The 13,910-nt window shown below is 43.6% G+C and carries 12 protein-coding genes; 11 read left to right on the forward strand and 1 reads right to left on the reverse strand.

From position 1 onward, the window contains the following. Window positions 1-5: 5 nt before the first annotated feature. The 11 genes from J7E38_RS01525 to J7E38_RS01575 all read left to right on the forward strand — a co-directional run bounded on the left by J7E38_RS01525 (window position 6) and on the right by J7E38_RS01575 (window position 11,992). Entirely contained in the window at window positions 6-539 is a 534-nt protein-coding gene (locus J7E38_RS01525; RefSeq protein WP_214707355.1) for a spore maturation protein, read from the forward strand. A gap of 262 nt (window positions 540-801) precedes the next feature. Further along, window positions 802-1,527 (forward strand): 23S rRNA pseudouridine(2605) synthase RluB, encoded by a 726-nt coding sequence (gene rluB, locus J7E38_RS01530; RefSeq protein WP_214707352.1) that lies wholly within the window; start codon window positions 802-804, stop codon window positions 1,525-1,527. Window positions 1,528-1,591: 64 nt separating this feature from the next. Further along, window positions 1,592-2,113 carry a thiol-disulfide oxidoreductase ResA gene (resA, locus tag J7E38_RS01535; protein WP_214707350.1) on the forward strand — a complete coding sequence of 174 codons (522 nt, stop codon included), beginning with the start codon at window positions 1,592-1,594 and terminating at the stop codon, window positions 2,111-2,113. 26 nt (window positions 2,114-2,139) lie between these two features. Beyond that, window positions 2,140-3,765 (forward strand): cytochrome c biogenesis protein ResB, encoded by a 1,626-nt coding sequence (resB, locus tag J7E38_RS01540; protein ID WP_214707347.1) that lies wholly within the window; start codon window positions 2,140-2,142, stop codon window positions 3,763-3,765. 12 nt (window positions 3,766-3,777) lie between these two features. Continuing rightward, entirely contained in the window at window positions 3,778-4,965 is a 1,188-nt protein-coding gene (ccsB, locus tag J7E38_RS01545; protein ID WP_214707346.1) for a c-type cytochrome biogenesis protein CcsB, read from the forward strand. A gap of 112 nt (window positions 4,966-5,077) precedes the next feature. Further along, window positions 5,078-5,794, forward strand: coding sequence for a response regulator transcription factor (locus J7E38_RS01550; protein ID WP_079509602.1), 717 nt, complete (start codon window positions 5,078-5,080; stop codon window positions 5,792-5,794). After that, complete coding sequence (locus tag J7E38_RS01555) at window positions 5,791-7,578, forward strand: ATP-binding protein (RefSeq protein ID WP_214707344.1); 1,788 nt, start codon at window positions 5,791-5,793, stop codon at window positions 7,576-7,578. Before J7E38_RS01550 ends, J7E38_RS01555 begins: the two co-directional genes overlap by 4 nt. 561 nt (window positions 7,579-8,139) lie before the next feature. Then, window positions 8,140-8,691: an RNA polymerase sigma factor SigX gene (gene sigX, locus J7E38_RS01560; protein ID WP_214707342.1), complete on the forward strand. Its 552-nt coding sequence runs from the start codon at window positions 8,140-8,142 to the stop codon at window positions 8,689-8,691. Next, window positions 8,666-9,898, forward strand: coding sequence for a hypothetical protein (locus tag J7E38_RS01565; protein WP_214707340.1), 1,233 nt, complete (start codon window positions 8,666-8,668; stop codon window positions 9,896-9,898). Before sigX ends, J7E38_RS01565 begins: the two co-directional genes overlap by 26 nt. A gap of 246 nt (window positions 9,899-10,144) precedes the next feature. Continuing rightward, entirely contained in the window at window positions 10,145-11,110 is a 966-nt protein-coding gene (locus J7E38_RS01570; RefSeq protein WP_214707337.1) for a M23 family metallopeptidase, read from the forward strand. A gap of 69 nt (window positions 11,111-11,179) precedes the next feature. Further along, window positions 11,180-11,992 carry a histidinol-phosphatase gene (locus tag J7E38_RS01575; RefSeq protein ID WP_214707335.1) on the forward strand — a complete coding sequence of 271 codons (813 nt, stop codon included), beginning with the start codon at window positions 11,180-11,182 and terminating at the stop codon, window positions 11,990-11,992. Window positions 11,993-12,054: 62 nt separating this feature from the next. Here the strand turns inward: J7E38_RS01575 and serA are convergent, their stop codons facing one another. After that, window positions 12,055-13,629, reverse strand: coding sequence for a phosphoglycerate dehydrogenase (serA, locus tag J7E38_RS01580; protein ID WP_214707333.1), 1,575 nt, complete (start codon window positions 13,627-13,629; stop codon window positions 12,055-12,057). Window positions 13,630-13,910 lie beyond the last annotated feature (281 nt).

The following is a 13,910-nucleotide window of genomic DNA, read 5'->3' on the forward strand; positions in this document are numbered from 1 at the left end:
TCAAAATGGAAATTGTATCCGCAATATCACTATGGTTCATCCCTGTCTTGATCGCTTTCATCCTGATCTATGGAACGTATAAAAAAGTCCCTACATATGAAAGTTTTGTAGAAGGCGGCAAGGAAGGGATCAAAATGGCCGTGTCCATCATGCCGTTCCTGGTGGGGATGATGGTCGCGATTGCCGTCTTCAGGGCATCGGGGGCCCTTGATGTGATGGTGAGCTGGATTCGTCCAGGACTTGAGATGGTGGGGATACCTGCTGAAATCGTTCCGCTCGCGCTGATCAGGCCAATTTCAGGTACAGCGGCACTGGGGATTACGAGCGACCTGATTAGTGTCCATGGACCGGATTCTTTCATCGGTACCCTTGCTGCCACACTGCAGGGAAGTACAGACACTACGTTCTATGTCCTTACGGTATATTTCGGCGCTGTCGGGATCAAAAAGATGGGAGATGCACTCAAAGTCGGCCTCCTTGCTGACGCGGTGGCAATCATAACAGCCATTATCGTCGTCACATTCATGTTCGCGAAATGAACAGGATTCGAGTATGTCATACTACTAGAAGATACCATTTGTGGTATCTTCTTTATTTTTTTGCCATAATTCCTAAAAAATGTATTTAAGCAAGAGAATGTAATAAACCATTGTTAAAGAACAATTAACATCACCGATTTATTTTTCGCTTTTTACACCATTGCTTACTTTGAAATAAGCGAAAGTTATGTCATAATTCATAAGGATGGATTAGATATTTATATAACCCACGGTTAATTGATATTAATTAGGAGTGACCTTCATGGAAAGACTGCAAAAAGTGATTGCTCATGCAGGAATAGCATCGAGAAGAAAAGCCGAGGAAATGATCCTCGAAGGCAGAGTCAAGGTAAATGGCAGTGTAGTCAAAGAACTTGGCCGCAAGGTGACTTCCTCTGACCGAGTCGAAGTGGATGGAGTACAGATTGAGGGGGAAGAACCGGTATATTTCTTGTTCTATAAACCTCGCGGAGTCATTTCAAGTGTCCAGGATGATAAAGGGCGAAAAGTAGTGACGGACTTTTTCCAGACCATTGAACAGCGCATATATCCTGTAGGGCGGCTTGATTTTGATACATCGGGACTGCTTTTGTTGACGAACGACGGAGAATTCGCGAACTTGCTCATGCATCCCAGCAATGAAATTGACAAAGTGTACGTTGCAAAGGTGAAAGGAATCCCGTCGCGCGAAAAGCTGACAAGCCTGGCACGAGGCATTATGCTTGAGGATGGCAAAACCGCACCGGCAAAAACCAAGATGCTCAGTGTGGATAAAAAGAAAGATACCGCTATTGTTGAAATCACGATTCATGAGGGCCGGAACAGGCAGGTCAGAAGAATGTTCGAGGCAATTGGCCATCCTGTTTTGAAGCTTAAACGCGAAAAATATGGATTCCTCACTTTGAATGGTTTGAGAACGGGGGAAATCAGGGAGCTTACCCATCACGAAGTAAAACAGCTGCGTGTATTGGCAATGAAAAAGTCCTGACTTTTCAACATGTTAATAGGTATAATGATATAATAAGGGAGAAATACGGTGGGAGGTTTAGGGAATGAAGAAAAAACGACTGATCACTCGAACAATCATTCTCGCAGTAATGGCTTTGGCTGTCGGCTATACATTATATGCCAACATGAATAAGGATAAAAATCACAAAATCGTAGTTGGGAAACCTGCTCCTGATTTTGTCCTCGTTGATATGGAAGGCAATAAGCACAGGCTTTCAGAATATAAAGGCCAAGGGGTATTCCTTAACTTCTGGGCAACCTGGTGCAAGCCTTGCGAAAGGGAAATGCCTTATATTGAAAATCAGTACCAGCAGTTCAAGGATCAGGGTGTACAGGTGCTTGCGGTTGATTCAGGAGAAACAGAGCTGGTTGTCAACAGATTTATAGATCGAAAAGGGCTGAATTTCCCTGTCATGATAGACGATGGAGCAGTCCAGGCAGCATACGGAATCAATCCGTTGCCAATTACTTTTCTGATTGACAAAGAAGGCAATGTTGTGAAAAGTCATACCGGGGAATTAACTGAAGAAACAGTCCGTGAATTCATGGAACAGATTAAACCTTAAAGTAAGGGGAACAGGGAGTTTTTACTATGAAAGAAGTAAAATGTGAGTGCGGCCATGTCAATCCGCAGGGAACGATCCTTTGTGAATCTTGCGGAAGAGTGCTTGAGGAAAAAGAGAAAGAAAAGCAGCTTCTTGACATGCGCTATGAGGGAAGTGCCCGTCGTTCACAAACCTATAACAAGACGATAATCGATAAGATCTGGAATTTCTTTTCATCTGTGAAAGTGGGGGTATCGCTGATTATCATCCTCCTGATCGCATCCTCATTAGGAACGATCTTTCCACAGGAAATGTACATTCCGCCGTTAATGCCTGCCGCGGAATACTATGAAGAACAGTATGGATGGCTGGGCAAACTTTATTATGATCTTGGATTCCATAACTTATACAGTTCCTGGTGGTATTTGATCCTGATCGCTGCTCTGGGCATTTCACTGGTAATCGCCAGTCTTGACAGGGTGGTTCCGTTATATAGGTCTCTGAAAAAACAGCGAGTATCAAGACATGAGAGTTTCTTGAAGCGCCAGAGAATGTTCAGTGTGTCGGAAGCTGTATTGTCTGAAGAAGCAACGGAGAAGATCAAAGGCAATTTAACAAAAAAGGGATATAAGCTGCGTGAGGAAAACGGTGATATCCTCGCTGAAAAAAATCGCTTTTCCAGATGGGGCCCGTATGTTAACCACCTTGGCCTGATCATTTTTTTGATTGGCGGCATGCTCCGCTTCGTACCAGGTATGTATGTAGATGAAATTCTTTGGTTAAGGGAAGGCGAAACGAAATCGATTCCTGGTACTGAAGGACGCTATTATCTGAAAAACAATCAATTTATCTTCGAAGTGTATGACAAGGATAAGGATGAGAAAGTCTTCAAGGATGCCATCAATAAGGTTGGTACTGTTGTTAAGAACTATCAGACGAATGCTACTCTTTACGAGAGACAGGGAGACATTGTCCCTGGAGAAAAACCAGAGCTTGAAAAGGTCCGTGACCAGGCCATCCAGGTTAATAAGCCTTTGAAAGTAGACGGTTTCGCCTTGTACCAGGTCGATTATAAGCTTGGTGAAATGAGCAAGATGGCATTCAAGCTGGAGAATAAAAAGACAAAAGAACAATTTGGCGATGTCCAAGTAGATTTATATGATCCTAAAATGAACTACGATTTAGGAAATGGATACAAAGTGGAAGTCATGAGCTATTTCCCAGATTTTGAATTCAATGAAGATGGAGAGCCTGCGACGAAATCACGTATTCCAAATAATCCTGCATTTATTTTTAAAATGTTCACTCCTGAAAAGCCGGATGGCGAAGTCAGCTTCGTTGCGATCAGGCAGAATCTTGAGCCTTTGGGAGAAAATGATTACAAGATGTCATTTGCAGGAATCGAAACGAAGAATGTAACGGCCCTGACTGTCAGAAAAGACCTCACACTGTGGATTATCGGTCTTGGAGGACTGATCTTCATGATCGGCGTCGTCCAGGGAGCATACTGGAACCATCGTCGCCTATGGTTAAGAAAGATCAATGGCAAAATTTGGACAGCCGCTCACACAAATAAAAACTGGCATGGTTTGAAGAGGGAGCTTGATGATGTCTTTGCTGATTCAGGAATCGATGCTCCAGAAGACCAGGATGCCGAAGACAAAAAGGAGTAAGGAGGGAATATAATGGTTGAGTTAAGTTCGAACTTTCTGTTTACAGCTTTTATCCTCTATTTAGTCGGTATTTTGTTTTTTGGGGGAGCGATCAAGGATAAGAGACATGCTGATAAAAAAGGTGTCCCAAATAGATGGGCTAAGATTGGAATCATTGTTACGATTGCGGGTTTCCTCTCCCAGTTGACATTCTTCATCTTAAGGTGGATTGCATCCGGGCACGCGCCGGTCAGCAATCTGTTCGAATTTACGACATTCTTCGGCATGTCATTGGTAGGAGCCTTCATCATCATTTATTTCATGTATAAAACGCCATTGCTGGGCTTGTTCACATTGCCGGTAGCGGCTTTGATCATCGCTTATGGAAGCATGTTCCCAAGGGATGTCACACCATTGATTCCGGCATTGCAGAGTTATTGGCTTCATATTCACGTAACTACTACAGCGATCGGGCAGGCAATCCTGGCAGTGAGTTTTGCTGCCGGCCTGATTTATCTTGTGAAAAGTGTCGACCAGACGAAGAGAACCAAAAGTAACATCTGGCTGGAAGTTGTCTTGTTTGGATTGATCAGTACTCTTGGTTTTGTATTTGTATCAAGCTATTTTGCAGCAACTGATTATTCAGCGAACTTCAACTATGTAAACAAAGAGGGACAGCCTGCGACAGAGAAATACACTATTCCTGCCCTTGTTGGACCTCATCAGTATGAACTTACTGACAAGAATCGTCTTGAACCAGTGTTCGAGACACCTGCCATCATCAGTGCCAAGAAATTGAATACGGTTATTTGGTCACTCGCAGCGGGTATAGTATTATATGCTTTAATAAGACTTATCCTGCGCAAGCGCGTAGCCGCTGCCATGCAGCCTTGGACGAAGAATATCAATCTGGATCTTGTCGATGAAATCGGCTATCGTTCCGTGCTGATCGGATTCCCGGTCTTTACGCTCGGCGGCCTGATTTTTGCGATGATCTGGGCCCAAATTGCCTGGACAAGGTTCTGGGGTTGGGACCCGAAAGAGGTTTGGGCACTAATTACCTGGCTGTTCTATGCAGCGTTCCTTCATTTGCGCCTTTCAAAAGGGTGGCATGGAGAAAAATCAGCATGGCTGGCGGTCATCGGTTTTATCATCATCATGTTCAATCTTGTAGCGGTTAACCTTGTTATTGCAGGACTGCATTCATACGCAGGTTCCTGATTTGTGTCAAAATAATGACAGCCTTCACTGTTTTTAGTGAAGGCCTTTTTTAAAAAAGCATGGAAAGAATACTCTTGTTTATGTAAAATAATCGCAGGGAGGGATATACCTTATGGAAAAAGAAGTGAAGATTTTAGTAGTTGATGATGAAGAAAGAATCAGAAGATTATTGAAGATGTATCTTGAAAGAGAGAACTATATAATTGATGAAGCAGAAGACGGAAATGAAGCACTGGCGAAATCGCTTGCAAATGATTATGACGTCATCCTGCTTGATTTGATGATGCCTGGAAAAGACGGAATCGAGGTCTGCCGTGATCTCCGCGAAAAGAAGTCAACTCCTGTCATCATGCTTACAGCTAAAGGTGAGGAAGTGAACAGGGTCCAGGGCTTCGAAGTCGGAACGGATGATTACATTGTCAAACCATTCAGCCCACGTGAGGTTGTTTTGCGTGTCAAGGCTATGCTGCGACGTTCTTCGAGCACAAGCTATCTGCAGACTGAAACAACTGCTAAAGATGTGATTGTTTTCCCTCATTTAACCATTGATAATGATGCCCACAGGGTTTTAGCAGATGGCAAGGAAGTAAGCTTGACACCGAAGGAATATGAATTGCTGTATTTCCTGGCAAAAGCCCCGGATAAGGTATTTGACCGTGAGCAGCTGCTGAAGGAAGTATGGCACTATGAATTCTTTGGTGATTTGCGTACTGTAGACACGCATGTAAAAAGATTGCGTGAGAAGCTGAACAAAGTATCTGAACAGGCTGCTAAAATGATTGTGACAGTCTGGGGGGTTGGCTACAAGTTCGAGGTAGTCAATGAATGATGTTTTGGCGAAGCGTAGTAGGTAAGCTTTGGATTACCATCCTCTTGCTCGTTTCTTTCGTATTGTTCATCCTGACAGTCATGCTGATGGAATTCTTTGAAAACTATCATATTAATGAGACTCGTAAGGATATGACCAATACGGCTGAAAAAATTGCCAGGGTGCTCGAAGACCACCCTGGCAACGAAGAAGGCCTAGGTCTTGAAATCGCCTGGGAAATGGTCGATGACAGTGCAAGAGTAACGGTCATCAGGGATCAAAATACGTATTTTTATTCTCCCGGCAGTGAGGAAGCAGCTCATGTGCCGATATCCTTTTTTACAAAAGACAAAGATCTTTCTAAAGTGTTCGAAAGAGACAAGACAGTGGACATTATTACATCATTGCCCGGTGTTTCCAATGAGGCAGATGATACCCAGTATTTAATGATTGGAGTACCGCTGCATCAGTATGAAAAAGGAAACGGCGCTGTCTTTATTTATCAGTCCTTAGCGGTCATGGAAGAAACGACACGCCTGACAACGAAATTCATCCTGCTTGCAGCAGGTGTAGCGATTGTCCTTACGACCATCTTTGCTTTCTTTCTTTCAACAAGGATTACTTCTCCATTAAGAAAAATGAGGGAGGCAGCCTTTGAAGTCGCAAGGGGGAAGTTTGACACTAAGGTGCCAATCCTAACCCATGATGAAATTGGCGAATTGGCCACAGCCTTCAATCAGATGGGCCGGCAGCTGAAATTCAACATGAACGCCCTCAGCCAGGAAAAAGAACAGCTGACAAGCATCCTTAGCTCGATGGCGGATGGGGTCATCACTTTCAATCGTGATGGAACCATCCTGATTACGAATCCGCCTGCGGAGATTTTTCTGAGATATTGGTATTATGAGCAAGGGCTTGTATCAGAGAATACAGATGCCGTCCCTTCCGAAGTCATGGAATTGTTCCAGCTGGCGGTCAATACGGAGAAAGAACAAGTTGGCGAAATCACTGCCCAGGGAAGGACATGGGTCATCATTGTCAGTCCTCTTTATAATAAACGTTTCATCCGTGGTGCTGTCGCCGTAGTAAGGGACATGACCGAGGAAAGAAAGCTCGACAAAATGAGGGAAGATTTTATCGCGAATGTTTCACATGAACTGCGCACTCCGATTTCGATGATGCAGGGATACAGTGAAGCAATCGTCGATGATATTGCACAGACAGATGATGAGAAGAAGGAAATGGCTAAAGTCATTTACGATGAGTCCCTCAGAATGGGCCGTCTCGTCAATGAACTCCTCGATTTAGCCCGCATGCAAGCAGGACATATCCTGCTTAATGTGGAGTCCGTCGAATTGGAACCATATATCAACCGGGTCATCCGCAAGTTCCAAGGTCTGGCGAAGGATAAAGGAATTGATCTGTCAGCGCAAATGGAAGCAGAGGAACGACACTTCCGCTTTGACCCCGACAGAATCGAGCAAGTGTTGACCAATTTAATCGATAATGCAATCAGGCATGTGCCGGATTCTGCATCGGTGGAAATCAAATGCAGAACCGGTGAACGCGGCCTGTATTTCGAAGTCAGCGATCAGGGGCCAGGCATTCCTGAAGAAGACTTGCCGTTCCTGTTCGAACGCTTTTACAAGGGTGACAAGTCAAGGACACGGGGAGTTTCCGGAACGGGTCTCGGACTGGCTATCGCCAAAAATATCATCGACGCACATCGAGGTATTATCTCTGTAAAAAGCAAACTAGGACAAGGTACGACATTTTCCTTTTTCATCCCTCGAAATATCGAATAACTTGCCGACTATTCTTGATTCACAAGGAACATTGATCGTTCCCTCAAGAGGCTGTCCCGAACCACATCAGGTTAGGGGCAGCCTCTTTGTATTTTCTTCAGATTTTTTCGATTAGTTGTTTTCCTGGTGTTAGCGCATTCTTCTTAACGACGGGGATACTGTCCTCTTGACGGACAGAAACTGAGTAGAATCGGAGAAAAGTGTCCCTCATCAAAGTGATGATGAACAGAAAAAGTGTAGAATCAAGGAAAAGTGTCCGTCATCAAGGCTATGATGGACAGAATTAGCGAAGAATCATCGAAAAGTGTCCGTCATCAAAATCATGACGGACAGAAATAGCGAAGAATCATCGAAAAGTGTCCCTCATCAAGGTCATGACGGACAGAAATAGCGAAAAATCATGAAAAAGTGTCCGTCATGTATTCATCCACTCACTAAAAAGACAAATACAATTCTCCTCGGAAAAACCCTTTCATTTCCAATCTAAAAATAATATAGTTAATATGAAACTTTGTTATCTGTTTTACGACTAATCTAATGAATGCGGAGGCGAAAAGACCTATGAACTCCGTTTTTGATGAATTGTATCAAAAATATCATCATGACGTTTTTCAATTTTTATTTTATATGGTGAAAAGCAGGGAACTGGCAGAGGACCTTGTTCAGGAAGTATACATCCGTGTTCTCAAGGCTTATGACAGGTTCGAGGGGAAAAGCAGCGAAAAAACCTGGCTGTTTTCAATCGCGAAGAATGTCGCGATCGATCATTTCCGAAAACAGAAGGGCTGGAAGCAGCGATTGCTAGAAACCTTTGATATGTCTGCACGGCAGGTAAGGGATGAACAGCCGCTGCCGGAGGAAATGGCGCTTCAAAGTGAAGAAATCCAATTGATGTACAAGTGCCTCGATCAATGCACAGTCGACCAGCGAATGGTCATCATCATGCGCTATATACATGAACTGACGATTTCCGAGACGGCCGAAGCTTTAGCGTGGACGGAAAGCAAGGTAAAGACGACCCAGCACCGTGCTTTGAAGACACTGAAAAAGCTTATGGAAGAAATGATTGAAAAGGAAGGGATGACTAGTGAAAAAGTCACAGCTAAGCGATAAGCAGCTAGAAGATCTCCTCGGCCAGATGCCAAAGATAAAAGATCATCGCGACTCTCGTGACATTTATCAGAATATCGCCCATCGAGTGGAAAAAAGAAAGAAAATGCCTACATGGGTCATTCCAGGTGCGGCTCTCGCAGCAGTACTCTTCCTCGCCTTTATTCTCTCCCCGGGATTGATGGGAAACAACTATTCTGAACAAAAAAGCATGGACAGCAGTTCTGCTAAGGAAGAAAACTCATCAATGGAAATGGATACTGCAATCGGGGATGATTCAGCAAAGGTTGAGAAGGAAAACACCCTCATGAGGGACTCAGCAGACGGAAAAGAAAAGGCTGAAGAATTTGCCGCAATGAATAAAGCCAATCCATATGACGGGCTGATTTCTGTTTATCCAGACGAGTTTGATACCGAGACTTCAGATATCTTCACCTTTGCGATTCCTGACCAGCAGGCGCAGGCTGTTGTCCCCATTACGGTAACAAAGGCTAAAGAAACAGGTAAATCCTGGATCGAGAGCTATACAGAAACAATGCCACAGCTTAACGAAGAGGACTGGGGGCTGACGGATTACTACCCAATGGATGCTTCCTGGAGCTATGATAAAGCGACAAAGACATTGACGATGGATGTGAAGGAAAATCATCCATATAGATATGGTAGTGCTGCAGAGGTCATGTTTGTAGATTCGATGACACAAAATTTCTCGGATGTTGGCATAGAAAAAATGGTCCTGACAACAGAGGGGAACCCGGGGATTGAGTTGGGGAACTATGGATCAAAGGAAGAATTTCAGCTAAATACAGAAGCAACAAAGAGAAGAGCATACTTGTTTTTGACAGTGGAAGGGATGCCAAATCCATACCTTGTTCCGACAAAAGAACAGCATAAATCAATTGGAGATGCATTTAAGGAGATGTGGAAGGGAGATGAGATTGGTTATCTTTCACCTTCACTTCCGGAGAATTTCAAGCTTGCAAAGACTGAATCTAATGATAAAGTGCTCGAAATCACCTTAACTGATGATACAAAGCTCCAGGAAGATTTCATGCCAAATTTAGAGGCGATCTTGATGACGGCGAGCGAGTTTGATTATAAAGGTGTTAGGTTTACCAATGCAAACATTGACCAGCTGGGGCCTTTCGATTTGAAAGAAGTTCTGCCGCTGCCACTCGCTCCAAACAAGAAGCAGATTGAAAGTGAATAATTGAAACTGCTGCTGTTTTTAGAAAAACAGCTGAGCATTTTTTTAAAAAAGGAAGGCCATGCAGGTCTTTCTTTTTTTGCGTTTTTAGACTAAATAACTAATTTTCCTTCTTTTGCATAAAAAAGCAGCTAACCACCAATTATAACGAATGTGCTTTTTTAGCTGCTGCTATTCCATACCGCAGTTCTATTTTCGTACAGGCTGTCATAGGGATGGAAAGGGAGTAAAAAGTTAAGGAGGAAGAAAATGCAGGATTATATAAAGCGATTGCTCATTGCCGGGTTAATGGCACTCTGTATCAGCTTGCTGTTTCTTGGCGGAAAGCACTCTCAGGCAGAAATGCTCGATATACCAGAACTGACTTCAGACTGGGTATGGCCGGCGGAAGGGGTCATTACAGACCTGTACGGAACACGACATGGCCACCATAAAGGAATTGATATCGCAGGTGGGTTCAAAACACCTATACATAGTGTTGATAAGGGGATCGTTACAAAATCCTATTATTCAGGTTCATACGGTCATGTTGTATTCATTAAGCACGATAACAACCTGGAAACTGTTTATGCACATTTGAATAAAAGGAATGTTGAGGAAGGACAGGCTGTCAAACAGGGAGATATTATCGGCCTTATGGGCAATACGGGAGACTCCTCAGGTGTCCATCTCCACTTTGAAATCCATAAGGAAAAATGGACATATGAAAAAGAAAATGCCGTCGATCCTGTTTTGGCGTTAGGAGACACCTCTGTCGGGGAGCCTGTTGAGGCGATGGCGAAGGTGGAAGAAGTGACAATGGAAACAGTCGCCAGGTTGCGGTTGGCAGATGATATTGCAATTAATGATGATCAGCATGGCAGTTCGAAAGCTGAATCTAAGGACAAGAATCAACATAAGTCTGCGAAAGCCAGTCCTCAGCAGCCTGAAATAAAGCATACAGTGAAAGCTGGGGAAACTCTTTGGTCAATCGCGAAAATGTACCATACATCTGTAGATTCAATCAAGCATAGCAATCAGCTTGATAGCGATCAAATATCCCGTGGTGTGGTTTTAGCCATTGGGAAATCTGCTGACAATCGGTATGTCGTAGTTTCCGGTGACACCTTGATTTCAATTGCCAGGAAGACGAATACAACTGTCAGCCAGTTGAAAGCATTGAATAACTTGACAACGGACACAATCCAGCCGCAGCAAATATTGAATACCCGCTAAGCAATTTCTTGTTCCTGTCATCACTTGAAAGTATAATGGGGAAAAGAGTCGCGGGAGGGGATGGGGACAATGCTGACGGATTATCATAATCATCTGGAAAGAGGCACATTGACACTGGACTATTTAAGGCAGTTTACGGATACAGCCAGCTCGAAAGGAATTCAGCATTTCGGGATATCAGAACATGCCTATCACTTTTATCAAACAGCGGATATTTTGCGAAATAGCTGGGTGGATGAGCGAAGATTTTATGATATGGCTGATTATGTTCGTCTTTTTGAAGAAGCCTGGAGAAATGAAATTGACGTGAAGATGTCCATTGAGATGGATTACACCCCAGGCAAACATGAAGAAATGGAACGTTTCATCAAAGGCTACGATTTTGATTATGTGATCGGATCGATTCATTGGATCGGTGATTTTGGGATTGACCTCGCAGAATATCGAAAAGAATGGGATAAAAGAGACGTAAAGGAAGTATACCGAAAATACTTTGACCAGGTCGTGACACTGGCACAGTCCGATTTATTTGATATTATTGGGCATATAGATCTTGTGAAAATCTTTAACTATGTCCCTGAGGATGAAGGTTTTCTATTGGAGCAGTATGACAGGGCGACAACAGCACTTGCGCAATCAAAGACGTGCGTGGAAATAAGTACTGCCGGATTGCGGAAACCTACTCAGACTTTGTATCCGGATAAAAGGGTTTTGCAAATGTGCTTTGATAAAAAAATTCCGATTGTCCTATCATCCGATGCCCATGTCCCCGAACATGTTGGTGCTGATTTTGACCAGGCCCTCGAGCTTGCGAAAGAGGTTGGCTATAAAGAAATCATGACTTTTTCCAAAGGAGAACGAAAAGCTTTTCCGCTGGGTTAGTCATGATTAACGAGCGAATAAAAACAGGCCTCCAATTCAGATTCGAGGCCTGTTTAGTATTTTTAAAGAATGATGCTATTGATTGTAACGATGTCCTGAAGTGACTCAAGCTTGGCGATCATATCATTCGAAAGCGGCTTGTCAAAGGATAGGACCATTATGGCTTCTCCGCCGGCTTCCTTTCTGCCAACCTGCATGGTTGCGATGTTCACGTCATGGTCGCCGAGTATCCTTCCTACATGGCCGATTACACCAGGACGGTCCATATGCTGGATATAGAGCAGATTGCCTGATGGATGGAAATCGATATTAAACCCATCGAGGCTGACAATCCTGGGGCCATAGTTTTCAATATAGGTTCCTCTCACTGTAAAAGTTTCTCCGTCTCCGCGTGCTGTGACGGTCACGGTGTTTGCATAGCCGAACGAGTTTCCTGTCACTTTTTCCCCGACCATGATTCCACGCTCTTTCGCGATATGGATCGCATTCACTTCATTCACTTTCACATCGATTCGATTTTCAAAAAAACCTGCCAGCAGTGCTTTTGTCAAAAAGGTGGTTTCCAGTTCTGCAGCAGTCCCTGAATAGGTGGCTGTCAATTCATTGACGCCTTTATTGTGGCATTCCGAGACGATTTTCCCCATTTCCTTTGCCAGCTGGTGGAAAGGCTGTATTTTTTCATAGATTTCTTTAGACATCGCTGGCAGATTAATGGAGTTGGCAACAGGTTTATTTTCAAAGAAAGTCCGGATTTCCCTGGCAACCTGTGTAGCGACATTCAACTGTGCTTCTTTTGTTGAGGCACCAAGATGTGGGGTGACAATGACGGAATCGAATTTAAGCAAAGGGTGGTCCCCTGGAGGTTCGACTTCGAAAACATCGAGGGCAGCACCGGCTACGTGGCCATTTTCGATAAAGTGGGCGAGGGCCATCTCGTCGATGATTCCGCCTCTGGCGCAATTGAGGAGATAGACCCCTTTCTTAGTCTGGCTCAAAGTCCTTTCATTAAGAAGCCCTTTTGTTTCTTTTGTCAATGGTGTGTGGACGGAGATGATATCCGCTTCCTGAAGAACGTTGTCGAAAGTGGATAATTGTACGCCTAAGACATCGGCTCGTTCCTTCGTTAAAAATGGATCAAACACCTTCACGGACATCCCAAAAGCCCGTGCCCTTTTGGCAAGCTCGGATCCAATCCTTCCTAAGCCGATGATTCCCAATGTTTTACTGTGGAGTTCATTTCCGATGAACTGGTTCCTTTTCCATTCCCCATTTTTTACAGTAGAGTGTGCCTGAGGGATATTCCTCATCAATGCTGCCATCATCGCAAAAGTATGCTCAGCAGTGGAGATTGTATTTCCATCAGGGGCATTGACGACGACAATTCCTCTTTTCGTCGCTGCGGAAATATCTATATTATCCACACCGACACCTGCACGTCCGACGATTTTTAGTGAAGGCATGGAGTCAAGCAGTTCGGCCGTTACCTTTGTCGCACTTCTTACCAATAACGCGTCGACTTTTTCTAAACTGACCAGGCCGGAATCAATTCCCCCTGTATGCACCTGTGCATGCTTCCATTCCAGCAATGGCTGCAAGCCCTGTTCTTTGATTGAATCAGCAGCTAACACCTGATACATCTTTGCTCACTCCTTTATGTAAATAAAAATAATTTTCTGATTATTTTACAAGACGAATATTCTTTTGTCAAATGCACTAAATGTTCTTAAATATAATGTAAACGCTCTCTTAAATAGAAGTCGCTATCAGGATTTAAGGCTAAATTTCCGAATTTTGCAGGCTTTCCATCATCATATTCAGTCAGAAAGGAGATTAGGATTAATTTGGTGGTGACATAAAAACGTCACAAGCAAACATCTTCACAAAAATTCTTTTTTTCAGTATAATAAACATGTTAATT

It is taken from the genome of Bacillus sp. ISL-35, from assembly GCF_018613355.1.
Lineage (GTDB): Bacteria > Bacillota > Bacilli > Bacillales > Cytobacillaceae > Mesobacillus.